At 42.4% G+C, this 25,956-nt stretch carries 16 protein-coding genes and 1 tRNA gene; 10 read left to right on the forward strand and 7 right to left on the reverse strand.

The annotated features are described in order from the left end of the window. The first annotated feature begins 341 nt into the window (after positions 1-341). Genes HZZ01_RS11500 through HZZ01_RS11510 form a run of 3 tightly spaced genes read left to right on the forward strand, consistent with a single transcriptional unit; the run spans position 342 to position 4,143 of the window. Positions 342-1,070: a gluconate 2-dehydrogenase subunit 3 family protein gene (locus HZZ01_RS11500; protein ID WP_179897451.1), complete on the forward strand. Its 729-nt coding sequence runs from the start codon at positions 342-344 to the stop codon at positions 1,068-1,070. A 36-nt stretch (positions 1,071-1,106) separates the two neighbouring features. Next, positions 1,107-2,876, forward strand: coding sequence for a GMC family oxidoreductase (locus HZZ01_RS11505; protein ID WP_135910279.1), 1,770 nt, complete (start codon positions 1,107-1,109; stop codon positions 2,874-2,876). A 4-nt stretch (positions 2,877-2,880) separates the two neighbouring features. Then, on the forward strand, positions 2,881-4,143 hold the full coding sequence (locus HZZ01_RS11510) for a cytochrome c (protein WP_179897453.1): 1,263 nt from the start codon (positions 2,881-2,883) through the stop codon (positions 4,141-4,143). A gap of 43 nt (positions 4,144-4,186) precedes the next feature. On the opposite strand, the gene HZZ01_RS11515 is transcribed toward HZZ01_RS11510, so the two are convergent. The 3 genes from HZZ01_RS11515 to HZZ01_RS11525 form a co-directional block, all read right to left on the reverse strand. Further along, positions 4,187-4,855, reverse strand: coding sequence for a MarC family NAAT transporter (locus HZZ01_RS11515; protein ID WP_136197793.1), 669 nt, complete (start codon positions 4,853-4,855; stop codon positions 4,187-4,189). A gap of 15 nt (positions 4,856-4,870) precedes the next feature. Further along, the gene (locus HZZ01_RS11520; protein WP_179897455.1) at positions 4,871-5,506 is read right to left on the reverse strand and encodes a hypothetical protein; all 636 of its coding nucleotides are present in this window, start codon (positions 5,504-5,506) and stop codon (positions 4,871-4,873) included. Between the two features lie 130 nt (positions 5,507-5,636). Further along, positions 5,637-6,146: a DUF2501 domain-containing protein gene (locus HZZ01_RS11525; protein WP_179897457.1), complete on the reverse strand. Its 510-nt coding sequence runs from the start codon at positions 6,144-6,146 to the stop codon at positions 5,637-5,639. A gap of 527 nt (positions 6,147-6,673) precedes the next feature. On the opposite strand from HZZ01_RS11525, the gene HZZ01_RS11530 reads away from it, so the two are divergent. The 7 genes from HZZ01_RS11530 to dptH all read left to right on the forward strand — a co-directional run bounded on the left by HZZ01_RS11530 (position 6,674) and on the right by dptH (position 20,514). After that, positions 6,674-7,075 (forward strand): DUF2382 domain-containing protein, encoded by a 402-nt coding sequence (locus HZZ01_RS11530; RefSeq protein ID WP_179897459.1) that lies wholly within the window; start codon positions 6,674-6,676, stop codon positions 7,073-7,075. 16 nt (positions 7,076-7,091) lie between these two features. Continuing rightward, positions 7,092-8,084, forward strand: coding sequence for a YsnF/AvaK domain-containing protein (locus HZZ01_RS11535; protein ID WP_179897461.1), 993 nt, complete (start codon positions 7,092-7,094; stop codon positions 8,082-8,084). 229 nt (positions 8,085-8,313) lie between these two features. Beyond that, positions 8,314-9,345, forward strand: coding sequence for a DUF1176 domain-containing protein (locus HZZ01_RS11540; RefSeq protein ID WP_179897842.1), 1,032 nt, complete (start codon positions 8,314-8,316; stop codon positions 9,343-9,345). Between the two features lie 122 nt (positions 9,346-9,467). Beyond that, a tRNA-Leu gene (locus HZZ01_RS11545) sits at positions 9,468-9,552 on the forward strand. A 633-nt stretch (positions 9,553-10,185) separates the two neighbouring features. After that, a complete protein-coding gene (gene dptF, locus HZZ01_RS11550) occupies positions 10,186-11,820 on the forward strand; it encodes a DNA phosphorothioation-dependent restriction protein DptF (protein WP_179897463.1) in 1,635 nt (544 codons plus the stop codon). Positions 11,821-11,822: 2 nt separating this feature from the next. Then, positions 11,823-13,175: a DNA phosphorothioation-dependent restriction protein DptG gene (dptG, locus tag HZZ01_RS11555; protein WP_179897465.1), complete on the forward strand. Its 1,353-nt coding sequence runs from the start codon at positions 11,823-11,825 to the stop codon at positions 13,173-13,175. Beyond that, positions 13,156-20,514: a DNA phosphorothioation-dependent restriction protein DptH gene (dptH, locus tag HZZ01_RS11560; protein ID WP_179897467.1), complete on the forward strand. Its 7,359-nt coding sequence runs from the start codon at positions 13,156-13,158 to the stop codon at positions 20,512-20,514. Before dptG ends, dptH begins: the two co-directional genes overlap by 20 nt. Positions 20,515-20,626: 112 nt before the next feature. Here dptH and dndE read toward each other — a convergent pair whose 3' ends face one another. Genes dndE through dndB form a run of 4 tightly spaced genes read right to left on the reverse strand, consistent with a single transcriptional unit; the run spans position 20,627 to position 25,686 of the window. Further along, positions 20,627-20,980 (reverse strand): DNA sulfur modification protein DndE, encoded by a 354-nt coding sequence (dndE, locus tag HZZ01_RS11565; RefSeq protein ID WP_179897469.1) that lies wholly within the window; start codon positions 20,978-20,980, stop codon positions 20,627-20,629. Next, positions 20,980-22,980, reverse strand: a complete 2,001-nt coding sequence (dndD, locus tag HZZ01_RS11570) for a DNA sulfur modification protein DndD (RefSeq protein WP_179897471.1) — start codon at positions 22,978-22,980, stop codon at positions 20,980-20,982. Before dndD ends, dndE begins: the two co-directional genes overlap by 1 nt. After that, positions 22,970-24,604 (reverse strand): DNA phosphorothioation system sulfurtransferase DndC, encoded by a 1,635-nt coding sequence (gene dndC / locus HZZ01_RS11575; protein WP_179897473.1) that lies wholly within the window; start codon positions 24,602-24,604, stop codon positions 22,970-22,972. The genes dndD and dndC overlap by 11 nt, the downstream gene beginning before the upstream one ends. Then, positions 24,601-25,686, reverse strand: a complete 1,086-nt coding sequence (dndB, locus tag HZZ01_RS11580; protein ID WP_179897475.1) for a DNA sulfur modification protein DndB — start codon at positions 25,684-25,686, stop codon at positions 24,601-24,603. The genes dndC and dndB overlap by 4 nt, the downstream gene beginning before the upstream one ends. Positions 25,687-25,956 lie beyond the last annotated feature (270 nt).

The raw sequence follows: 25,956 nt of genomic DNA on the forward strand, positions 1-25,956 counted from the left end.
ATAAAGGCTAAGCACCCGATGTTTATGCGGTTTTAGCTGCAATTCCCGCGCTGTAATTCTTTTACCTGTCTGCAACCTCTCCGCAACACCATGATAAACTTTCACATCGACACATTTTAAATTCAATTTTTACATTCAGACACACATATATCCCTAATATTACCAGGTTATTAACCGATAGGTTCCGTTAGTCACCGATACATAATTCTACCCGCCCTTATCTGTTCTGCCGTGGTCTTTGTTGTATGCGTTAACCTCTGCGGAGCGTTTCCTGCCTGCACTCAGCCTTACTGCGCCATAACAAATAAAGCGGGTATTTAGCAGATGAGAGTCGTGCGGATATGCTGTTAGAAAAACCCACCACCAGGCGTAAATTTTTGCTCGGTTCACTGCTGGCATTGCCATTAAGTGAGCTGGTCCTGAAAGGCATGACTGCGGCACAGGCTGCAGAGATGGCCGCACCCGAGTTAGCCGATTACAAACCCATTTTTTTTAGTGCCGATGAGTGGCAGTTCATTCTGGCCGCCACCGACCGTCTGATTCCGGCGGGCGGCAAAGGCAAAGCGCCGGGCGCGCTGGAAACCAACGTGCCGATCTTTATCGATCAGCAGCTGCACAGCGAAGCGTTTGGCAGCGAAATCTACCTGCAGGGGCCTTTTAATACCCAGGCGCCAGCCACCATGGGTTATCAGATTCCGTTCCGCCCTCAGCAGATGTATCAGACCGGTATCCGGCTGATTAATCAGTGGTCGCAGAACACGCATCAGAAAGCGTTTCATGCGCTGACGCTGGAAGAGAAAGATGCGGTGCTGACCCAGGTAAACAAAAATGAGATCGACTTTGCCGCGCTGGGCGAAGCCGATCTTAAGCCTTCTCACTTTTTCAGCCAGCTGCTTTCAGATACCAAGCATGGCTACCTGGCCGACCCGATGTACGGCGGTAATAAAGGCATGAAAGCCTGGATCGCCATCGGATTCCCGGGCGCGCGTGCCAGCTTCACCGAATGGGTGAAACAGCACAACGTGCCTTATCCGCTCGGCCCGGTCAGCATCAAAGGTGAACGCGCATAACGCGCTTCCACATCAGGTATTTGAAACAGGATTATCATGGCACAGGTTACTAAAAAAGAAGTCGACGTCGTGGTCTGCGGCCTCGGCTGGGCAGGCTCGCTGATGAGCATCGAGCTGGCGCTGGCCGGTCTGGACGTGCGCGCGCTGGAGCGCGGCGGCGATCGTGATTACGACGAGTTCGCCTACCCGAAACCGGCGGATGAATACGCCTATGCGGTGCGCAACAAAGTGTTTGCCACGCCCGCCGAAGTGGCGGTCACCGTGCGCTACAACAGCAGCCAGACCGCATTACCCACCCGTAAATGGGGCGCCTTTGCACCGGGCACCGGCGTAGGGGGTTCTGGCCTGCACTGGACAGCGGTACTGATCCGTCCGACGCCAACCGATATCAAACTGAAGACCTATGTCGACGAGGCGTATAAGCCGGGCATTCTGCAGGATGATATGCGGGTAATGGACTTCCCGTTCAGCTGGGAAGAGATCGAACCTTATTACTACAAATTCGAACTGATTTGCGGCCAGTCGGGCAACACCGGCAACCTGCGCGGCAAAATTCTGGAAGGCGGCGATCCGTTTGAAGGCCCGCGTTCTGAGCCTTATCCGCTGCCTGCGCTGGATGACACACTGAACAACGTGATGTTCAAAGAGGTGGCGACCAAACTCGGTTACCATCCGTTCCCGAACCCGTCAGCCTGTGTGTCGCGTGCGTGGAAAAACCCGTACGGCAACCAGATCGCGCCGTGCAACTACTGCGGCTACTGCAGTAAATATCCCTGCCTGAACTACTCCAAAGCGTCGCCGCAGACCGCAGTCATGGATTCGCTGAAGCGCATGCCGAACTTCTCTTATGAAGTGAACGCGGAAGTGATCAAGGTCGTGCTGAATGATGATAAGAAAACCGCGAAAGGCGTGATCTACATTGATGCACAGGGCAACGAATGCTTCCAGCCAGCGAAGATCGTAGTGCTGAGCAGCTTCCAGCTCTACAACGTGCGTCTGATGCTGCTCTCCGGCATCGGCAAGCCTTACAACCCGATTACTGAAGAGGGTGTGGTAGGGCGTAACTACGCGTTCCTGTCGAACGGCGGCGCGACGCTGTTCTTCAAAGATAAAAACTTCAATCCGTACGCCACGGCGGGCGCGACCGGCCAGATGTTTAACGATATCTCGCCAGGCAACTTCGACGGTCCTTCGCTCGGCTTCCTGGGCGGTGCGAAGATCCACAGCTCACAGGCGACCGGTACGCCAATCAGCACCGCGCTGCCAAAAGGCACGCCGACCTGGGGCATGGGCTACAAGGAAGGTCTGGAAGAGTGGTACGGTCATTCGATGAAGATCAGCATCACCACCACCTGCCAGTCTTACCGCGATATCTATCTGGATCTCGATCCGAACTACAACGATCACCGCGGGCTGCCTCTGCTGCGTATGACGTTTAACTGGAAAGAGAACGAGCTGAAGCTGCAGCAGCATCTGAAAGGCATCGTCGGCAACATTGCCAAAGAGCTGAACCCGGACAGCATGAGCATGAGCTTCCTGCCGATGGGCGCGGATTTCGATCTCACTAAATATGTCTCTACCCATAACGTGGGCGGCGCAGTGATGGGCGATAACCCGAAAACCTCGGCACTCAACAAGTATCTGCAGAGCTGGGATGTGCATAACGTCTTTGTGCCGGGCGGCAACGCCTTCCCGCAGAACTTCCAGGCGAACCCGACCGATACCATCGGTGCGATTACCCTGATGGCGGCTCAGGCGATCAAAGATCATTACCTGAAAAATCCCGGCCCACTGGTACAGGCATAAGCGCATGAATAAGCTGAAACTGAAGTCTTTTATTTTTGCCAACGCGGTGCTGCTGGCCAGTGGATTTGCGCTGCCGGTTCACGCCGAAGATGAAGCGCAACTGATTAAGCAGGGCGAATATCTCTCCCGGCTGGGCGACTGCATGGCGTGCCACTCGCTGCCCGGCAAACCGGCCTATTCAGGCGGACTGGCGATTGAGTCGAACCTCGGCACCATTTTCTCCACCAACATCACGCCCGATAAGCAACATGGTATCGGCAACTACAGCGAGCAGCAGTTCTCTGACGCGGTGCGTAAAGGCGTATTACCGGACGGATCGCATCTCTATCCGGCCATGCCTTATCCTGACTACGCCAAAATCAGCGATGCCGATATCCATGCGCTCTACGCCTATTTCATGAAAGGCGTGCAGCCAAGCGCAGAACAGCCGCCGGAAACCGATCTGAGCTTCCCGTTCAGCCAGCGCTGGGGCATGCGGTTCTGGAACTGGGCGTTCGCGTCTGACAAGCCGTTCCAGCCGATTGGTGGCGCGTCAGCCGAGGTTAACCGCGGTGCCTATATCGTGGAGAGTCTGGGCCACTGCGGCAGCTGCCATACGCCGCGCGGTCTGGGCATGAACGAGAAAGCGCTGGATAGCGGCGACGATAAATTCCTGGCAGGCGGCAGCCTGAACAACTGGGATGTGCCGTCACTGCGCGGTGTGCCGCACTGGAGCGAGCAGGAAATCGTGGATTATCTGCAGACCGGCCGTAACGATAAAGCGGCAGTGGGCGGTGAGATGACCTCGGTGGTTGAGCACAGCACCTCACACATGACCGATGCCGATCTGAAAGCCATCGCGGCCTACCTGAAGTTCCTGGGCGGCAATCCGCCATTGCAGGCGTTCAGCGTGCAGGCGCAGCAGGCAACGGAAGCGAAACTCACCGCCGCGAAGAACCTCAGCGAAGGCGAGCGTCTCTATCTGGATAACTGCGGTGCCTGTCATTTCGTGACCGGCAAAGGCGCACCTGGGATTTTCCCGGAGCTGGATGGGGCCACCATCGTCAATGCTAACGATCCAACCGGCTTGATCCACACCATTCTGGCGGGCGCGCAGCAGCCTTCGACCGAAAAAGCCCCTTCGAAGCTGGCGATGCCGGGCTTTGCGCAGCGGCTGAATGATGATGAAGTCGCAAAGCTCGCGACCTTTATTCGTCAGGGCTGGAGCAACACCGCGCCAGCGGTGAGCAAAGATCAGGTTGCTGAAGTACGTAAAACGCTGAAGTAATTGAGCTGTCCCCTCAGCCGGTCAGCAGAGGGGACATTCCGGATCAGTGAAAGGTGCGCACCACTTCCAGCACGCCGTTAATGATGAACTGCACGCCCATACAGACCAGTAAAAATCCCATCAGGCGCGAGATCGCCTCAATGCCGCTTTTACCCACCAGCTTCATGATGGCACCCGAACTGCGCAGGGAGATCCACAGAATCAGGCTCACCAGCAGGAAGGTCAGCACTGGCGCGACACTAATCACCCAGGCAGGAAAATCGACGCCACTTCTTACCGTCGAAGCGGAAGAGATGATCATCGCAATGGTTCCTGGCCCCGCCGTGCTCGGCATTGCCAGCGGCACAAAGGCGATGTTCACCGGTTCTTTGGTTGCCTCCTGCTCATCCAGTTTCTGCTTCGCTTCTACCGAATGCCCTGCGGGCTTCGCCGGGAACAGCATCCGGAAGCCGATAAAGGCAACGATCAGGCCGCCCGCCATACGCAGGCCAGGAATGGAGATGCCGAAAGTATTCAGCACCGCACTGCCCGCATACCACGCCACCATCATGATGGCGAAAACATAGATAGAAGCCTGCCGCGCCTGGCGGTTACGCTCCTGGAAGTTCATCTCACCTGCCAGACCTAAAAACAGCGCCACGGTGGTGAGCGGATTGGCGAGCGGCAGGATCACCACCAGCCCCAGGCTCACTGCTTTAATCAGCTCCAGCATGTGCCCTCTCCCTGATTAGTGTTTCGGACGCTCCAGCGCCTCAAGCAGCTCCGGGAAGAAGTCCTGCAGGATTTCCGGCGTCATCAGTTCGGGGTACTGCATCAGATGCTCGCGGATACGTTCGTTAACGTCCGGCAGCAGATGCCGGGCGGCTTCGCTGGCGGTGATTTTGTGCTTCTTCATGGCGCGCAGCAGATCGCCTGGCAGCGAGTCTTCATCGTCGGCGTCATCAACCATCTCCAGCGCATCCAGCTCGTCGAACATCTCCATCAGCGCTTCAGTCTGCGGCGTACGCGACTCATATTCGCGTGGATGTTCATCTTCCAGGAAGCGCAGCATCGCGCGCATTGGCGTGCCGTCTGGCGTAGAAGGCGGCTCGGTGGCGAACCAGCTCAGCAGCTGATGCATGGTGACCTGATGGACGCGGAATCCACTGTCGACCAGCTCATCGGCCAGCAGCTCGGCAGTTTCGTTTTCAATCAGGCAGATGTGGGTGCGTTTAGGCTCGTACTGCTCCAGCCACTGGTAGATCTCTTCAATCACGCCATCGTCATACTCGAATTTTTTGCTGAGATAGCTGTCATCCTGCTCGTGAACGCAGGCGTGAATCTGATCGGGGTCGAAGTAAAGTGCGATGTTGATGCCTTTCATGCGTGCTGTCCTGTAGAAACCAAAACAACACTATAGCGCTCAACCCCAGGTTAAGGGAATGTCAGGCATCACAGCAGTGGGGCGTTTAATGCTCCCCTCAGCGCAGAGAGGGGAGAGAAGAGGAGAGGGATCACGAGATAAAGTTTTTGCCCTGCTTCAGTACTACGTCACAGGCTTTAGTTTTCAGCTTCTCACCCATCGGCGAGTTGCTCAGGCTTTGCAGATTGAGCTGCTGGCCGTTACCGGTGTTCAGCAGGCCTGCCACGCCCTGGGTGTAATCGGTTTTCTGCTCCTGTGCGGTGGTGGTATTCAGACCGAGCTTACTCAGCACCTGATCTTTCACCGACTGCACATTGTTTTTCACCACGTTGTGTTCGACACAGTACTGCATCACACCCGCGGCATTGGTCATGCTGTTGGCGCTGACCGCTTTATCGCCGCCGCCCAGCATGCTGGAAATAGATGAGAGCGACAGGCCGCCATTCTGCTGTGTAGTGCCGGTTGTACTGCCGTTGTTCTGCTGGCTGAGCTGTGATGCTGCACTGCTCAGCTGATCCTGCCAGCTTGCCGCTGATGCACTGCCCGCCACCAGAAGTGCCGCCAGTCCCCATCCCCACGCACTGCGTTGTGCTCGTTTCATCTCAACCTCTGTATGGACTTATTTGTTTTCCTAAGAAAGGCTGAGGAGCAGAAAGTTCCTGAATTTCTTTCACAGATAAAAGTTTGAGAATGTTCTGTAATCGATGCCGTGAAATATTCAGGTGAGTGTGAGGGTTGTTATTCTTTACGGCCATGACTGGGGGCGGATAATAAGCGCGAGCTACCGGAAGATTATTTGAGCTTTTACCTGTATTTGTCAGGAATTGTCCTGGTTTAAATTAAATTTACCGCTTTGCTTATAAGCGATATTTTAAGTGGTTGCGTCTGGCGTGTTAATATTTACCTGCGAAATTAACTTTCATTAAGTTATTGATTAATATCTTATTTAATTTTAAATCGCAGCGATAAAATAAGCCGAATCGCTTTTTTCAGAGGTGGTTTTATGTGCCGAAATAAAATTGAGGTGGCGAGATTTTTTATTATGTCGCCTTGCGGAATTCGCGAGAGTGTTCATGCTTAATCACTGTGTCAGGAAGTTGTGATTTAATTTTTAACGGGAGCGATAATATGGCTGGACAGCCAGAGCACAATGAAAATGCAGACGTCACGCTTAAACTCGCAGAAGAGCAAATAGCCCTGACGAAGCAAAAGATTGTGGATGGACATGTCCGAGTTACCCGTTCCACAACTGAACATGACGAGGTCATCAGTACGCTGCTTAACCGGGAGAAGGTTGAGGTTGAGCATGTAGCGAAAGCGCAGATCGTTGAAACGATGCCTGAAATCAGGGAAAAGAACGGTGTACTGATTGTCCCGGTAGTAGAGGAAGAAATCCAAATCGTCAGAAAGCTGGTGCTTAAAGAGGAGATCCACATCCGAAAAGTGCAGGAGAATGTTCCTTTTCAGGAAGTGGTGACCCGACGTAAGCAGCAGGTGAACGTTGAAAGAGATGACGATCAAATTAGCTAACAGAGAGGAACCTATCATGGCACAGGAAAAAATCGTAACACTGTTCGATTCTGCAATTCAGGCAGAGGCCGCGAAAAGAAATCTCGTGAAAGCAGGCTTTTCTGATCGGGACATCAGTCTTATCAGTGGGGAACGTTTGCAGCAGGAAGGGCAGTCTATTCGCCATCCGAGCCTGTGGCAGCGTCTGTTCGGGCACGACGTCGATAAAGATGAGGCGGATGTCTATACCAAAGCGATGGACAAGGGCGGCGTTGTGCTGACCATCCGCACTGAGGAGGAGAAGCTGGCCCGCGCCATGACAATTCTCCATTCTCATGATTCGGTAGATGTGCCGTCACGCATGCAAAGCTCAGTTAATAATGGCAACACCGCGCCGGGCATCAACCCGACAGCAGGTAAGCAGTTTGCCGGTGAGACCAATGACCGCCCGGCTGAGCCGCTACGCACCTCACTGACTGGTGATGAGAGCGAAGCTGATATTCTGCGTCTGGCCGAAGAGCAGGTGGAAGTGGGTAAACGTCTGGTCAGTGAAGGCTCGACCCGCGTTCGACGCTATACCGTGACTGATACCGTATCTGAAGATATCTCGCTGCATGAGCAGCACGCTGACATCTTCCGTCGCTCGGTGAATGAACCCGCGCTGGCCGGAGAAGTGGACTGGTCAGAGAAAACTGTCGAGGTCGCTGAGACCCATGAGCAGCCGGTGATCAATAAAACGACCCACGTGAAAGAAGAAGTGGTGGTGCGTACTGACGGCAGCGATCGTACCGAGACCATTAACGACACGGTGCGTCGTCAGGAAGTGGATATCGACCATGCACGAAGTGGTCTGGAGCGCGAGCTGCCGGGTACCACCGCAGCGGGCAGACCTGCCGCAGCGGGTGCAGCGACGCAGTCACCCGGTGCGCATAATCGCGACCACAAAGAGAGCCTGACTGAGAAGGTGAGCGAGAAAGCCAGCGAAGTGAAGGACAAGGTTGAAAGTAAGTTGCATGATCACTCACATTGAGGCGCTCATCCTGACAACAACAGGCGCTGACGGGTATCGATGATACCCGATGCTGAGCATGCAAGATGCTGAAATATGCATGAAGGGGCCAACCGAGAGGTTGGCTCTTTTGCGTTTGGGGGACGGTAAAAACAGATAACAGCGTCATATCTTCTTCGATACAATCAGGCGCTATCCGCGCAGGTCGGGCAGAAATAAAACATAAGGGAATAAAGTGAACTGTAAACCGATGCTTTTCGTGCTGGGGATGCTCTCCCTGTCGGCTCAGGCCGCCCAGAGCGCAAAAACGCTTGAGCACAAAGACTGGGAAGTTGTCTGTGACAACACTCGGACCTGCCGCATTGCGGGTTATGCCAAAGAAGAGGATCCCTCCGGCTCTATCCTGCTCACCCGTGCGGCTGGGCCGGGAACTGAGATAGTGGGCGAAGTGACGCTGGGCGACACCGAAGATGACAGCAAACCGGCGGAAAAGCTGACGCTGTGGATCGACGGGAAATCAGCAGGCGATCTGGTAGCAGCTGATGACAACTGGCGAATGTCGGCCAGCCAGACCTCTGCGGTCATCAGCGCCGTCAAAGGCAGCGGTAAAGTCGAGTTTAAGGGCGGCACAAAACCTTTTCTGCTTTCCGGCGAGGGCGCTTATGCCGTGCTGCTGAAAGCTGACGACGTGCAGGGCCGTATCGGCACACCAGGCGCGCTCACCAAAAAGGGCAATAAACCGGAAAGCAGCGTAGCTAAGGCTGTGCCTGCACCGGTGATCCAGGCAGCAAAAACCCTCGGCGGCGAACCCCGTTTGATGACCGCTTCTGAAAGCGACGCACTGAAAACCCGGCTGCTTGCAACGGTCAATCACAATGACGATGACACGTGCGACAGCCTCTATTCACCGGCAGAAAACAGCGATCCGGAAACCGACGGACTTACGCTTACGCCACTGGATGACACCCATGCTTTGCTTTCGGCACTCTGCTGGCGTGCCGCTTATAACGAAGGATATGGCTACTGGGTCATTGATAACCAGTTAAAAGGCAAGCCTGAGCTGGTGACGATTTCCGGGTCGGATTACGACAAGGGCGAGATTACCAATGTGCAGAAAGGCCGGGGCATCGGCGACTGCATGAGCCAGGAAAGCTGGGTATGGGACGGCAAGGCTTTCCGCAAAAGCTATGACGGCGGGACCGGCATGTGTCGTTATATCCATGCGGGCGGCACCTGGGATCTGCCGACGCTGGTGACGGATGTGAAGCCTGTTTCGGGTTAAGCCGGTGAACCTGAGATCCAAAAAGACGGTTTTTTCAGCAGTTGCACCGTCGTCTGCGGATAAGGGTTGCGGAAACAGGGGGTAACGGTATAATCCTCAACGTTTTCCGCATACCCTTCAGTGCCGAAGTGGCGAAATCGGTAGACGCAGTTGATTCAAAATCAACCGCCGCGAGGCGTGCCGGTTCGATTCCGGCCTTCGGCACCATATGAAGTGACTTGTAGGAAAAGAAGCTGCCTTAAGGCGGCTTTTTTTGTTTCTAACAACATATCTACCATTTCATCGATATTTTCATTATTAAATGACGAAAAAAACTAAAGATTTTACTGCTAATAGTTAATTTTTGAAATTATCACGGTTGAGATAATGTGAGATGTATATCAAAGGGGCTATTGACAGCTTCAACACGATTAATGTGGTCTACGCTAACAATCATCGTAGTTGGATGATAGTCCAGAATCGTTAATGATTTCTTTATGTTTTATTCAAAATATTATATATAATTATCTTGGAACAAACAGCTAGTTTAAGGTTGTGACCAAGGTCTCAAATGTTACATTACAGCCAAAAAAAGGTTGTGGCGGTAGCGTGAGCTCAAAACGTCATAAAGTCATGTACTAACACTTATAAATAATATAAAAAATCAAAATTTAATCTGGCATTACTCGCCAAGTGAAATATTAAATATAAGTTATGAGGCGTTATAAAATATATCGATTTTCTTTTTTAGTTTAACCTAAAATTAATGATTTTTAATTAACATAATTTTCCAGCTAATGGATTATCGGAAATGCAGTTAAGATAGTATGAAATAGTAGTCATGTTAGCCATTATTAAAAAATGGGAATTGTTATTTATGTTATAGGAGAAGATACTTTGAATTTCTACGAAGCTTTAAATGTGCTATCTAAATCATCAAAATACTCAGTGTCAACATTAAGGATGAGTAGTGATATAGACGAATTTCAAAGGCTTAAAGATCATCTATATGTTGAATCTGAAATTCAAGAAGATGTGGCTGAGCAATTAAAAAAGATAGCAGCAGGAGATAAGGAAATAATATGCCTGTGTGGAAGTTCGGGAGATGGTAAATCAGAGATATTAACAAAACTGTATGGAGCTCATAAGGAGGAGGTTATATTCCATCTTGATGCCACGCATAGTAATAGCCAACATAAATCGGCTGTCGAATGTCTCAATGATAGGTTTGTTGAATATAAAAAAAATGAAAAACCGTTAGTTATTGGCATCAACATTGGCATGTTGCAGAAGTTTATAAAACAGGGTTGTGACACTCACAGTGAAATAAAAAATGCTATTGAAAGATATTTTAATAACAGAAAGAAAAAAGGTTTTAGTTTTGGCGGTGTGAGCTTTTATGATTTTGAGTGTTACCCCAGAATATCCTTTTCTAAGGAAGTAATAACTTCAGATTTTATAAAATCATTTTTAAATAAATTAACCGAAAAGTCAGATGAAAACCCTTTTTATAATTTATACTTATCAGATAAAAAAGCAGGAGGAATGATTTCAAAAAACTTCGATGTATTATCATTACCTGGTTTCCAAGATAAATTAATTGAATTGTTTGGTCTTGCAAGATTGCTAGACGAGCAGTTTTTAATACCAAGAGTATTTGTAGATTTCATTTTCCAGATACTTACAAAACAGAATGATGACGGCATAGTTGGTAATGTTTTTTCTGACTTTGATAACGCATTTAGCAAGTGCTTTCAAAAGATGGACCCAGTTAAATTGCATAATAAGGCTATAGATGATTTTTACCTTCAATATGCTACAAATAGTTTTGAAGAAGATGGATTAAAACTAAAAGATAAACTTAACTTGTTGACGGGTCATAAGCTTTCATCCAAAGGCATTATCAGAGCTTCTCTTATGTTTAAAAACTATAGTGAGGATGTGTTTATATATGATTTAGAGGAAGAAGACATTATTAAAAAGGCGCTGAAATATTATTTAAAATTAATTGCTATTTATGAAAAAGATGAATTGAATAGCGCTGATGAGAATGCGTGTCTGGACATTATTGAAGGTTTAATAGTTAACTCTGTTTTAATATACTCCAATAGAATGCTCAATGAAAGATCTGAAGGTTTTATAGTCAGCCGGTCACATGAAAGCTATTCAATATGCAATAAAATAAATGTTCAAGCAGATTTGGACAGCATCGAAAAGCATAAACTAATTTCCTATGACAAAATATCAATACCATTAATTTTAAATAATGATTGTTCTTTAGTCATTGATATTGACATCAATACAATAATCCAATGCATTAAAATATCACAAGGTTACAGGCCAAATAGGCAAAATTTAGAAAGTGTTGCAAAGTTGGATGAAATGGTTAGGAGATTTGTTGAGAAAACTAAAAGCGCGGACTCGTTAAGATTGTTGAAAGGTAAAAGAACAATCTTAATTGATAAGCACCGAAATAGATATAGGGTGGAGGGGTAATAATGGATGCGTTAGATATTATTAATAATTCCATCGCCATGGTAGAAGGATATATTGAGAATGAAAATAATAATTCCTTATATGCGAACGTTGCTGATGTTTATCTTCCAATAGGGCCTAACGATAGAGATAATAAAATTGATTGGACGCGTGTATATCAAGAGGTAGTAGGTTCTTTGTATAATCTTTCGCTTAATGATCGCACGTTAGAGCAATTAAAAGAAGAAGTTCTAGAAATTACAAATAAGTCAAGAGATACGCGAGAGTTAGCTGAGGTTATAAATGAGATTTATTTCTCGGGAGATGAAATTTTAACAGTAACACCTTTAGCGTATTTAATAAATAAAGAAGAAAAGAGTAATGCAAGAACAAAAACAATGATTAGTATCATGCGTGGCTTAACCTCGGAAATCATTAATAAGCAATATGACTTGAATGGTTGTAATGCTCTAGAAAACCACTTAATAAGTAATATTAAAGCCCTTTGTATATCCAAAGATAAGAATGAAAATTATCAAGGCTACTTACCGTTCTTATCTCAATTATTTTCGAAAGATCTTAACGCGCTAGCAGAAAATACAACGTATTTACTAGAAGAAATTGAAAACTTTGTGGCATTTTACGTTTTTATTTATTTGACGCAGTTGACAATACATGTCTGCACTCCAGCCCATAGATATAAAAAACCCGAAGCGAAAAAACTATACTTTATTCTTGAAACTGAGCCTGCTAGTAAAGAAAGGCATGAATGTAATCAATTTGGTTATGAATATTTATTTAGTAAAACAACTGGGTTGGCTTATAGTATTTTTCCATTGCTAGGTTATTTAAACCGGATAACAAAAAAACCAGCCTGGGAGGTGTGTGAAAGTGAAATACCATCACTCTTGTCAAAAGTAAATGAGTTTAACAAATACTTATCTCAGCTATTTGGAGAAATATACCTTGAAGAAGACACTGTTCATAAAGCTTTAAATAAAGGCATGTCTATTCATAAACAAATATTTGATGAGACGCTGAGATCTTCAAAAGCAAATTCGCGTAAAAGTAGAAACAAAATAGTTGTCAGTACATTTGAAAATAGTTTCTCTGCTGGGTTTATTACTAACAGAAGAGGAGCAGGCAGTTACTTTGTTTTAAAATCTGAAATAATAATTCTTATAACAAACTTAATAATAAACCAAACGAAATCTAAAAAAATTCTAATTGACGATTTAATTCAAGGTTTCAATGAACGTGGTGTATGGTTTGATCTAAAATCAAAAAAAGCTCTGTTGAAATTTTATGAAACGGTCGGCAACGTTGAAAAGTTAAGTGATAGTGGAGATGCAGTATATGTTAAATCAACAGTTTGAGGTTTTTTTAGCTAATTTGTTCTTTTCCTATATTGATAAAATAAATAGCCAAAATACTAAATATCAATATGTAAGTTCTAATCCAGAACAATCCTTAAAACTATATAATGGGTTTAGATCTTTGGGCTTTAAAATGCTGAAGGTTAATGACTCCATGGTAAATTATGTCGAAAGTCGAGGCGGTAAAAAAATAATAGTAATGCTACATCATCTGGGTGAGCAGGATGCAAATTCAAGTCATGAGGATTACATAGCAAGCGTTAGAGATGCAATAAACGATATTGAAGGCGCAATATTATTTATAATAAACAATAGTTCACTCGAAACATTAACTACTACTTTTACAGATACTTGTGCAGTTGGAGGTGTATATTCTTCCGAGAGCGTGAGTAAAGCTCTCAGTAATTTAGGATCTGAACATAAAGAGAAGTTAATATGCAATTCTTTGATTGAAATTTCTCAAAAAACTATCGACGAGGAGAATTTAAGTATTTTTGGATTTGAAAAACTTTATAAAAGTTTAAATTCAGAAAAAATAGATATTAAAGAGCATGGTTTTTTCCCAGAGCCTAGATTGTCAGATATTAATGATGAAACTCAGTTAAAAAAAGAACTCTATAAAAACAAGAAGTTATCGGTTACTATAAACTCAATAGTGAACGACTTCAGTGATGATTCTTCAGAACTTCAAAGAAAGCTAGAGGAAATTGGATTTGGTGAGCGTTTTATAAAAGATAAGTTTATAAAAAACAAGCTAGAATATAAAAATGAAAGTTTTTCAAATATTGAGGCTGAAATAGAAAAAAACAAGCTTAGAAAGCTTGAAGTGAAAAGTATAGAAATAAATAGTAATGTGCTAAATACATGGAAAGATTTGGATAACAATTCACATTCAAATAGACAGATTTCACTTATCAGTGAAGTGAGCAGCAATGAAGTTGAGCTTAAAATAAAAATGGGAAGAGGGGAACCTCAACTCAGAAATGAACAAATTATGGTTGAAGGTGATTTATCTCTTGATAGTGTAACCATCAATACGATAAACACAGATAATCATTCCATATTAAACGTAAAGTTCCCGTTTATCGGTTCACCAATATTCTTTCAAATCAGATTGAAAAGAGTGTCGTCACGCGAATCTTATAAATTTAATATTTGCATTGTTAAAAGCAATGTTTTTTATCTAAAAAATTATCTAGAGTATCTAGAAGTTGAAATTAAAAGAAAAAAAGGGCGGCTTATATTAAGCAATATGCCAGAAATGATGGTTATCGATGCCTGTAAAAATAGAGAGCATATATTTACCGGCAAAGATAAGAGTGTCAATTTTGAAGGATTAAAGTCAATTAGCTTTAAAGAAATTAAGGAGTTAGATTATCATGGTGACATAAGGTTTTTCTCAGGAAATCATGATTTACAAGTATCTATTGTTGGTCCAAAATTAGTTGAGAGTATCAAACTACCAAGTCTATTCGATACGCAAAGAAGTATCAATATTTTCTCAGCTGATAGTATTCCAAAATATAAGCCTAACGCATCTAGAGTTGTTATCGGTGGTAGAGAAAAAGATCTATCGCCACAGGCTAAAGATTTATGTGTTATAGAATACAATTTGATTAATGATGATATAGTATATTTTGATGATGAAAGTAATCGAAAAATCAGCGTGGAAGATGTCTCAGAAGAATATCCGGAAATTGGTGCATGTTACCATGATCTTTATCAGTGGCTGTCTAGTAATGATACACTTTTATCAACAACAAACTGGCCTGATAGCTTAACAGAAATAATTGAAAAATTGCTTTTTTATGTAGAGAAAGAACTTGGATGTGTACCGCAGGGTGCTTTGAATACGAAAAGCCGTTTATTAATAAGTTTAGGTAGTATCAAAAGGAATGGAAATGAGTTTCTGACACCATTTCATCCATTATGTTTGTCATATGCCTTACAGTTTTGTAGATTAAGAAAAAACGATGAGGTTAATTCATTTAGTTTAATACCTCCTACAACCGTTGATAAATTTAATGCCAGCGGACTAATACCTATATTATTTGATGATAAATCAACCTTTTTGAGAGCTAAGCCATTAAGCCATAACAAGTTTTGGATTGAGATCGGTGCGAATGGAGAAAATGATAACTATTATGTTTCAAAACTTGTTTTTGAAAAAATAGTTGATTTCGTTGGCTGTTTTGAAATGTTATTTGAAAATTCAACAGACACTCCACTAATCATTAATTCAATAAATAATAAGCATAACTCCGATTTATTCAAAGGCGTTTTGTTGTATTTTAAAAAAGCGACCAGGAAAAGAAAAAACTTACAAATAAATATTTATAATGAAGGGTTTTATAATACTGATTTCGACCTGCTATCAGAGTTTAGCAACATTCATAAGTTGCGTGAACTAGTAAGAACTAATACTAATGAAAAGGAAGCAGATCTAGATGATTTAATATACAAATTAAGAAATGGGGTTACTTTATATAAAATAACTGATTTTACTGAATATCATTATGCACATCTAAGCTTCTTTAAAAACAACGAAGAAGTAGTTATGCGTACTAATAATGTTAATGAAAGTAAATCAGGAATATTATGTGAGGGGCTTTTGTCAGGAGAATCATCATATTTAGAAAATGATGTATTCTATACGGGATTTGGTTTGAAAAATGTAAATGTAGATAATTATGTTTTAAAACTTGCTTCACTTTACAACCAACTTCTTCTTCCTTATAGGGATAACTCTGCAAAATTTATTAAGAATAGTGTTCCGGTTCTAGCTGTACAGGATTCATTTAGAAGTAAACTAAGCAAAGTTTATAGCACAAGCATTTGGACTTGTATAATAGATCCTAAAGTAACTTTGGATTTCTTTGATACTAAAGAAACTATACTTATACATTATACTGATCAATATACTAACTCAGTATCATATGATGCTGTAACAGTATCTTCCCGAATCGGACTTTATAAGGATCTTTTAAAGAGTAACTCAAATGAACTTATTAGTTCATTCAATGCTCTTAATGGTCAGTGGTTGTTAAACATTGTAAAAGATTCAGGTGAGAAAAGGAGTGAAAGCTTAAAAAATCAAATTAAAGAAAAAAAAGGTATCGTAGCTGCCTATAAGTTTATTTCAAGTTTACTTTTACCAAGTGATCTGACATGGATTCCATTATCTGTGGGAGAAATGCTTCGCGTTACTGGTAATTTAGGATTACAAATCAAAGATCATGATTTTTCTGCACGGTTACACAACAAGACTAAAGGTGCTTTATCCGATGATATACTTTTTGTTGGAATTAAGGATCGGCAATTAGTTCTTCTGCCATTAGAAGTAAAATCGAGAAAATATGGTACAGATTTCACAAAAGCAATAAAACAGTCTAAAGCTCTTTCTGTGCACATGAAAGAGTTACTTCAGCCTAATAGTTTTAAAGGACGTGTTTATCGTTCTTTATTTGTACAACAACTATTCACTCAAATTGAAAAGTTTGAACTATATAATGTTTTCCCAAAAAGATATTTTTCTTTTTTGCATGATAGCTGTGACCATTTATTGCAAGGTGATTACAATATATGTGACTTGACCAATTACCCGGAGGGAATTGTATTAGCTGTCAATGAGGAAATGGAAAGATCTCGTATAGAGATAAGTTTGGATAACGACTTGAGTGTTATGAAGGTACGTTTACCTCAAGGATTTGTAAAAACACTACATGAAGAATCAATAGAAAATCTCTCTATAAAATTTAAAGACTTTAAAGCTTATCCTGAACTCTCGCAATTGAAATTGTTTGAAGGCGAGTTTGAGGATTATTTGGCTCTTCAATCAGACATTACTTATGAGAATGAAAATAAATATGAAAAATATGGGTCAAAAGATTCTAGTGAAAATTTAGATGATCTTAGCGATAAGGTTTTGTATAAAGCTAATTTTAACTATGAATCTAAATTTGACGTTATAGTTAAAAAAATAATAAATATACTCAAAAGGGATATCAATCATACAGATATAATTTCATTAACGGAGCTTGATTTTAAAGATGAGAATAAACTAAGTTCAAAAGATTTAATTTTATTCTATACTTTTAAGAGAATAGTCTTAGAAGAAAGTCATGAAAGTCATGAAAGTCATGAAAGTCATGAAAGTCATGAAAGTCATGAAAGTCATGAAAGTCATGAAAGTCATGAAAGTCATGAAAGTCATGAAAGTCATGAAAGTCATGAAAGTCATGAGGGAGTTTTTTCCAGCAATATTAATTATGAGGCTAAGTTAAAAGATGTTAATGTTACAAATGAATATGTAGCATTAGTCAATACGTTACTTAGGGTATTTGGTAATGATATTAGTATAGAAGAAATAACAGAAATATCTGAAGAACGTCTATTGGATATAGAGGGTTTCGGAAAATTAAAACTGAAAAAATTCATAAATCTAGTTGACCTTTTAAAATTAAATAAATTTTCGATAAATAAAAATAGAATAGAAAAAAATATTATTGAGGATTTTAATATTTCTTTAGAGAAGGTAGAGAATGAATTACTGTCGTACCTTGATGACTATATAGCTGATTCGGATTCCAGACAGAATGACATCTTTATTCGTAGATTTGGGATTAATTGTGAAAGTGAGACTCTCGAGACTATAGGTATTAGTTATAATGTTAGCAGAGAAAGAATAAGACAAATAGAAGTAAAAGCTAGAAATAGTTTTGTTTGTTCACTACCAATTTCGAGCAAAGTTATTTGGTCAATTACAAAAAATAACTTAAGTGAGTTAAGAACACCATTGTTTCCTGAATTGCGAAAGAAATTCCAATCCTCAAAAGAGTTTTATTCATTCATTGAACTTTGCTGTAATTTAAATGAGAATGAGATTTCTTTAGTCACTGCTCCTAATCTTTCAAAAACCGTTTTTGAAGACTTTTGGTGCTGGAATAAGGCTCCTGCAACTATTGATGATTTGGCATGGTACATTCATGAAACCCTGAATGTTGAGATTGCAGTAGCTGAAAATCAAATTGCAATTTGGAGGAGGGAAGGGATTTTAAAAATCTATAGTGATATGATAATGCCTCTTGCGTTATCAAAAATACCAGCATTAACAAATACTCTACTTGATTTCCCAAACGGGGATGTCTGGTACAATATCCAAAGTGAAGCAAATAAGAAATCTCTTTCAAGTGGACTTTTTTTTGAGGATAGACTGGATCCTAATCTATTGCGAGCTGTCGATAAAGATCTCGCTTATCAATGTGGAAGAGGTGCATACCGTCACGCAAAGTATTTAAATATTACTGAAGAAAACAAAGAAAGAATTCTGAAATTTGTTTTCTCTAAATTGCAAGAGCATCAGTATGCCGGTCGAGTATCAGTAAACTTATCAGTAGATATATATCAAAGAGCTAGCTTTTCAGATGACTACTTTTTAGTACGGCACCTTGTCCGAGCTTATGGAGAAGAGTTTGGTATTTATTTTAATGGTAAGTCTGGAGCAGATACTGTAAGCCTAGTTGAAAGTTTTGATCTGGCTTCTCAAAAAACAGTTTTAGTAGATTATTTTAAAAACTCTCTCAGACCTTTATCAAAAAACGACGTTGCTTCAAAAATAAGAAGTCAATCTATTGGCCATGCAGCATTTTACATTGACCAACTTTTAACTGATGGGTGCATAGTAAGGATCGATGAAAATACGTATTCACATGTTGATAATGCTTTTACTGACTTAAATATAGAGTATATGCTTAAACTAGCCATAAAATTCATTGATGGCGAAACGCGTATCATTGAAGCTTCAAAGCTTCAGGATTTTCTCAATTTTCATCTCAATGAAAATTACAATAAATATTTTTATATCTCTCTACTTAAGATTTATGCCCAAGCACATGGGAAAAATTACTTTTTTGTACAGAATCTTATATCAAAATGCGTTATAGAATTCTCTAGTCTTGCTGATATTTGTCGTAAAGCTTTGGATATATCTTCAACTCGTAAAGAAGCAATTGATATCTTAAATAAGCAGTTATGCATCCATGAGCATATTATCAAGAGATGCATTGATAATGTGAGTTCTTCTTACGTAGATAACACTCAATCTTTATCAACGGACGTTAAAGCTTCTACTTTAACAGATGAAAATTCAGTAGATTATTTTCTAGACGCACAATCTCAGGCGGTGGAATTGGATAAAGCAAGTTATGATGCTGCTTATAACATTGATGATTGTCGTGTACTTATTGGTAATGCAGTTGACAGTAAAAAACCTGTATATTGGGAATATGGAAGTAAAGAATTACCAAATAGGCATTTGATCGTTTTTGGAAGATCTGGTCAGGGTAAAACATATTGTATACAGGCTATTTTATTGGAATTGGCCAAATGTCATGTCAATTCTTTAGTTATAGATTACACAAATGGTTTTCTTCCCGAACATCTTGAAAAATTGTTCTTTGATAAAGTCTCGCCTATAACTGACCTTGTGATTCAAAAGGCACTTGATTTAAACCCATTCAACAAGCAATCACAAAAAGTAGCAGGTTTCGATATTACTGATACCGAACACGCTGTTGCGTCGAGAGTCGCTTCTGTTTTCAATGCTGTATTTTCTGATCTTGGGAATCAGCAGTTATCAACTCTTATAAGAGCAATCGAAGAGGGCGTGCGATTGTATGATAATGAATATAATTTCGATAAAATGCTTAATGATCTTAATGAATTAGGTAAGCATGGTGAAACTCTTGCTAATAAATTACATCCTATTGTAAAAGCTAATCTTTTTTCTTTCTCACCATCCTCAAACGGATGGTCAAATATATTCAATGAAAAATTAACCACATCAAGAATAATTCAGCTCGCTAGGCTTTCACGTGACATATGGCACTTGGCGGTTGAGTTCATATTATGGGACTTATACTCTTATGCTTGCACTAATGGAAGTAAAAACTCTCCATTGCCAATAGTATTGGACGAGGTTCAAAACTTAGATCAGAAACTCGATAGTCCTTTAGGAAAGATGTTAACTGAAGGAAGAAAATATGGTTTGTCACTTATATTAGCCACTCAGACCCTTAGCAACCTGCGAAAGGATGAACAGGACCGTTTATTCCAAGCTGCTCATAAACTATTTTTTGCTCCAGCTGAAACAGAAATTCAAAGTTACGCTAAATTACTCGAGCAAGCCGTTCCCGGTTCGAGTAAAAAAGAATGGTTAAGCGAACTGGCAAAGTTAAAAAAAGGAGAATGTATATCTGTAGGCCTGCATATGAGTGATGATGGAAATATTGAGCAATCGGCAAAAGTTATCAAAGTAGTTGCCTTAGAGGATAGAGTTTAAAGATTACATTCTGTAATTTAATCTCTTTACTACGTGAATATGATAATGGAAGCAGTGATGATTTCACTGCTTCCTTAATCTTTACTATTGAATAATATCGGTTGAATATGAATTAGAGGGCTTTAGAAAAACTCTTCATACTGCGATGGCTTCTTAAGTCTGCAATTCCATCTTCAACATGAGCTGCCCAAGCCTTGATAAAGTACTTATGTTCGAGATTCGGATAAATCATTTTTAAAATAAATTCAGTTGTATGTAATGTATCCCCTAACCATGTGATTTTATCAAGAACTAGCATACCATCGAGCTTTTGATTATCTGATTCACTCGCATATCGAAAGCCACTCTCTACTGAGCGGAAAAAGGCTAAGCGAGCCGATAAATTTGGAGTGATCCCAGTATAACCTTTTAACTTTTTCAGTTGTTCTTCAGTCTGACGACTGAGCTGCATTCTGTTAGGGAGCATCAGATTGACTCCTTAGTCAATTCCCAGAAATATCCCGGTTTTAATATTGATGATTTAGTATTTGCATTAAAAACAATCTCATAAGCATGAGAGATATCATCTCGCAATTGATCAACAAAATATCGCTCATCTACTTCTGTATCTGTCGAGAGCAGCACTACCTGATGACTGGCAAACGGGAAGTAATGATTAATCAATTTATCTCGATGCTGTGAATCTAAACGGCCTAATGGCGTATCAATAATTACTGGCAAATCACGACCAGAGGTTTTGGCCAGAGCTTCAAGTATTGCAATCGCATAGATCTGTTTTTCTCCAGCGGAAAGAAGTTTACGATTTATCACAGTGCCTTTTTCATCGATCAATTCCACATCAAACGTTTCAGGGTTGATATGAGCATTGAGCTGTAAATCTTCTTTACGCGCTAATTTACGATAGGCATCGCCAAAGTTAACTGACAGCGTCTTAACCCGGGCTTGCGTTAATAGTTCGCTGTATCGATCAAGCAGATTGATCGTTTCCTGCGCATTATTAAATGCACTATCAGAGTTATGCTGATTACGAGCCAGGTCATGTGTTTTTTGTATCTGGCGAGCACATTCAAGCTGCTGTTGTTTAGTTTGCTTTGCTTCTTCAAGAAGCAGGCGATACTCCTGCCGTTTATTCTCGCGTTGCCGGTCAAGCTCTCGTAGTTTTTCAAATATATCTATGAGCTGCTCATCTTCCGGCGCACGCGCAATATTTGCTGCCGCTTGCTCCAACTGCTCTTCAACTTCTGCTAATTGAGTGCGATAGAGCTCAAAACGTTCCCACGATTTCTTACTGTCTTGCCGTATAGACTGTTCAATCATCCCAGCTTCCCGTTCCGAGATGTCAAACAATAACTCCCCTTTAGGTTTACTAGCGAGGAAATCTTTTAGATTATCTTCAATCGCTTCGGCAGCAATAAGACCTGTAGTACCTGAACGGAATGAGATATCATTTTTTAGCTGTACGAGAAATTGATTCAATTCTTTTTCAAAACTGCTCGCTTGCTTGATTTGCATCTCTTTATTTACTTGGTCCAACAAAATGCCCAATGTTTTTGGTGCTAAAGCATAGGGTAATGAGCCATCGCACTCATGGCGCAAGGCTTTTTCAAGGCGCTCTTTTTCCTTTAAAAGCGTATCAACTTTCTGTTTTTCTTGTGTTTTAGTTTGTGCAAAAGCACCGCCTTCGGCATTGAGCAGGGATTCATAACGCATGATTTCTTTCGTCAGCAAATCGATGCGCATTTTTGCAAAATCAGCTTTTTCTAAAATCTGCTCTGCTAGGAAAGAAAAATTCTTAGCCTGTTCTTCAAGCTCAGATAGCTTTTGCTGTTTAGAAATCTCTAGCTGACTTGATTGTTGGCGCTTAACAAATATCATCAAATCATTTCGAAGTTTCGAAATGAGATCTAATCCTAATAAGCGTCTAACTGCTGTGCGTAGAATATTTCCTGAATCGTCTTCAGCAAGTTCTGCAATTTTTTCGCCGTCAAAAAAGAATAAATCAGCAATTCCATGTGGAATTAATTCATTCAGGAACCCTTGGCACTGATCATAATCCAGCTCACTCAGGGGTTGGCCATCTTGCTGAAGTGATAGCTGATCTTTTTTACCTTTTTTCCACGTACGTGTAACAGTAAATTCAGCTTCATAACCGCCTTTGTTATAAGTAAAGCTGAGCTTGATAGATGCTTCACCTGCATTTTCGCCCGCAGTTGAACCGTTATGAATTAACGCACTAAGCTCTTCAACATATTCTTGCTGTTGGGTTGAAGTACCAAACGCAAGTCTACCGTATAAGGCAATTCGGATAGCCGATAGAATTGATGTTTTTCCAGCGCCGTTTAGTCCACCAAATAAAACTATCGGGCGCGGATTAGAATTGTTTTGGCGCTTTCTGGGCGCCAATTCAATAACGTGCTCACCTCTGAAGACTCTGAAGTTATGCAAAACCAGCTGTTTAATTAACATGTTCTTTTTCCTCACTGGTATGCAAAGACGAGTCACTTACTTCGGCGATTCTTCGCTGCAATATCTGGAGTTCGGCTTCTAACTGAGCGACTTCGCTCTGATGTATATCCCGATCGTTTCGTTTCTGTAATGCTTCTTGTTGCAGCTTGATTTCTTCAAGACTGCCCCAATCCTGTCTCAGGATGGTGCCTAACTTGTCAAAGATTCCCTGACGTCGACTCAGGCCTTCCATTGATACTTCCAGTTCAATTAACTTCATGACCATCTCAGGTTCAACATCAAACCCTTGAGATATCTGCATTAGCAAGTCAGCATCACTGGCATCAAATCTTGACTGGTCGTCTACAACCCAATCTAAATCTTTTTGATAGACCTCCCGATAGATACCCGGCAGGGCATCATACCAATCGGGCTCATTCGGATCTTTTAACCATTCCTGCCGAATAGCATGTAGTTCAGGTTCAGTGATAAGCGTGATGGTGTGACCCTGAGCATTCATATCTCGTTCAATTTCCAGCAAATCTTTCAACCATTGCTGGCGGTATTTCATCCAGTAAGGCCCTGGAACATGCTTACGTTCAGCGCTTATTTCTTCGCCGTCTTTAGCGTATTGATAGCTGACTTTGCCGCTACGGCGCTTATAGTTGCGGTAAGTATCTTTATTCACTGGATCGGTGGTGAACGCCAGAAGATCGCGATATTTCAGTAACGGGGACATCCAGACTTCACCATTCTGGATCAGGCTTTCCATCGCTTTATCTTTTGTAACCACGGTACAAGTCCAGCATCCAAAGCGTGAACTACCGCAAGACGGCGTACTGTCATCGATAACAAGCGGACATTCGCCTTGCGCTGAAGAGTCCATGTACAGTGTCCACAAGGGACGGTTGTTACCACCCCATGGGTTTTCCCACTCATCGACATCATCTGGAGAATAACGGTATGCACCTCTGAGTAATTTCCAGACGTCTTCAGTGTCCCAGGTATCGATAGGGGTATAGATAAAAGCATTTGCAAGAGTGGTATGCCGTGCCAGACGGGTCCCATCAATTTTGTGTTTAGCAATAACCTGAGCACGAGATGCGCTTTCGCTACTACGCGATCCAAGTACAACGATGACCTCATCAAACTGGCTGACTTTATCTTTGATAAAATCGCTTACCGGGTTGATTTTCATGCGTTCAGTACACCAGCGGAAACTACGGGTAGGGGCAGGATAACCTTTACCCAGAAGATTGACCCAGAAGGTTTCATGTGTCTTTGGCATGACAGCATGTTGAGTGATTGGAAGTCCAGCGCGTTTAGCACCGGCTTCAATTCGTTGCATGGTCTTCTTGATCAAATCTACTACGACTGGTGTCTCTACCAATGTGTCGGACGAAACAAGAAACACGTCTTTCTGCCGCATAGCGGGCGGTAGTCCCAGTAGTGCGAGGTATACCAAAGTAATGACAGCGCTGGAATCTTTACCCCCGCTGTAACCAATCACCCATGGACGCTTATCAGCACAATAGATACGTTGTACTTCAGATACGTATTCTGCCAGGGGCCGCCCGGCAAAATTTTCCTGGTTGATGAAATCTTCGTAATCGGCCAGATCGTGGGCCTGAATCAGTTTACTCATGAGATAACCATTTGAGCTTCTAGCTCTTGTTCTTCATTTGAAAGGGGAAGCGATAAGGCGATTTTAAGAGCATTGCAGGTAAGCTGAATAGATGCTGTCGTCTTACTGAGTTTACCATGTTGCATCGCACGTTTGGTTAGCTCTGGGCTACTTTTACGCCAATCGAAGTCTCTAAGAGCACAAATTATTTTCTGCCATGAATCAGGGTGTTCTGAGAGCAAGCAATGACCCAGTAAACCCAGCGCCTGGAGTCCTATGCCGTGTGCATGAACATACTCCTGCCGAAGTTGAGCTGGAGAGACTTCTTTTTTTGCTGCTAATTGCCAGTCTGGCATGACCTGAAATATCGCTTGCCAATAGAGAGCCGCAAGGTCAGAGCACTGCTCAACATCATTGGCTTTAGGTTCTTTCCCCAGCAGAGAACGCGTAGCTTGCTTGATGCTACTCAAAGTGAACAGTTTGTTTGAAAACTTACTGATGCTGGATTTTTCCATTTCAGTCAGTCCGATAAAAGGCTCGATATTCATAGCCAGATACCGTGAAAGATTCGAACTGATATCCCTATGGTCATAGAGCGTCGCAAGAGAAGGGCTTGGTCTGATGGCGTATTTGTTCAAATCAGCAAACATTTGCTGACTGCGTTTAAGTCCTTCATCGACAAAGAATAAGACAGGAATATTGTCTTGTCCTAACTCTGGTCTTGCATCCAGTGCGTCTTCTATCGCTTTCCTGCGATGCTGCCCGTCATTGATTAAAATTTGTGCTTCCATGGGCACGCGCAAAGTCCCTAAGTTATTGGATCCCGAATACTCATCGAATTGCACATCAACTGCAATGGAAGCAGTTAGTGCAGAGAAGACATAATCATCTGGATTTTCAAGTAAGTAGCGAACCATTTCAGGTATGCGTGCTTTGTTTAACGTCCTTTGTGCGCGCAACTCAGGAGGTACTTCATTTTCGTCAAAACTAAAAATTTTGGGGATTATGCGCATAGGGCAGGTAGCGATATAAAAGGGTCGGCCTGCCTGGATTCCTCTGACTGCGGGGAAAGAGTAGCAATAGTCAGTGTCAAAATTCGCCATAGAGCAGTTACCTGGAAGTAATATTTATTTTACGTAAAAATAAACGTTTTATAGGCTGATGTCATCCTTTTTTACGTAATAGTAATGATTCATTCGGTACTTTTTTCTGTTTTTTAGTATGTGATTTAACTATTTTAATACAACACGTTACCTGAATATGTAAATCGCAAGCTTAACGTTTTGGGAGCGTTTTATATGCTCATTTAAGCACCTCATCTAGAGCTATCCTTAACGCTGTTTTCTCTTATCCTGACAAGTCTTGCCTGCTCA

It is taken from the genome of Pantoea sp. WMus005 (assembly GCF_013415305.1).
Classification (GTDB): Bacteria; Pseudomonadota; Gammaproteobacteria; order Enterobacterales; family Enterobacteriaceae; genus Pantoea; species Pantoea rara.

Bases quoted from the DNA above. Each gene is read 5' to 3' on its own strand.
- HZZ01_RS11500 (WP_179897451.1), top strand. From the start codon at position 342: ATGCTGTTAGAAAAACCCACCACCAGGCGTAAATTTTTGCTCGGTTCA.
- HZZ01_RS11505 (WP_135910279.1), top strand. From the start codon at position 1,107: ATGGCACAGGTTACTAAAAAAGAAGTCGACGTCGTGGTCTGCGGCCTC.
- HZZ01_RS11510 (WP_179897453.1), top strand. From the start codon at position 2,881: ATGAATAAGCTGAAACTGAAGTCTTTTATTTTTGCCAACGCGGTGCTG.
- HZZ01_RS11515 (WP_136197793.1), bottom strand. From the start codon at position 4,855: ATGCTGGAGCTGATTAAAGCAGTGAGCCTGGGGCTGGTGGTGATCCTG.
- HZZ01_RS11520 (WP_179897455.1), bottom strand. From the start codon at position 5,506: ATGAAAGGCATCAACATCGCACTTTACTTCGACCCCGATCAGATTCAC.
- HZZ01_RS11525 (WP_179897457.1), bottom strand. From the start codon at position 6,146: ATGAAACGAGCACAACGCAGTGCGTGGGGATGGGGACTGGCGGCACTT.
- HZZ01_RS11530 (WP_179897459.1), top strand. From the start codon at position 6,674: ATGGCTGGACAGCCAGAGCACAATGAAAATGCAGACGTCACGCTTAAA.
- HZZ01_RS11535 (WP_179897461.1), top strand. From the start codon at position 7,092: ATGGCACAGGAAAAAATCGTAACACTGTTCGATTCTGCAATTCAGGCA.
- HZZ01_RS11540 (WP_179897842.1), top strand. From the start codon at position 8,314: ATGCTTTTCGTGCTGGGGATGCTCTCCCTGTCGGCTCAGGCCGCCCAG.
- dptF (WP_179897463.1), top strand. From the start codon at position 10,186: ATGGGAATTGTTATTTATGTTATAGGAGAAGATACTTTGAATTTCTAC.
- dptG (WP_179897465.1), top strand. From the start codon at position 11,823: ATGGATGCGTTAGATATTATTAATAATTCCATCGCCATGGTAGAAGGA.
- dptH (WP_179897467.1), top strand. From the start codon at position 13,156: ATGTTAAATCAACAGTTTGAGGTTTTTTTAGCTAATTTGTTCTTTTCC.
- dndE (WP_179897469.1), bottom strand. From the start codon at position 20,980: ATGCTCCCTAACAGAATGCAGCTCAGTCGTCAGACTGAAGAACAACTG.
- dndD (WP_179897471.1), bottom strand. From the start codon at position 22,980: ATGTTAATTAAACAGCTGGTTTTGCATAACTTCAGAGTCTTCAGAGGT.
- dndC (WP_179897473.1), bottom strand. From the start codon at position 24,604: ATGAGTAAACTGATTCAGGCCCACGATCTGGCCGATTACGAAGATTTC.
- dndB (WP_179897475.1), bottom strand. From the start codon at position 25,686: ATGGCGAATTTTGACACTGACTATTGCTACTCTTTCCCCGCAGTCAGA.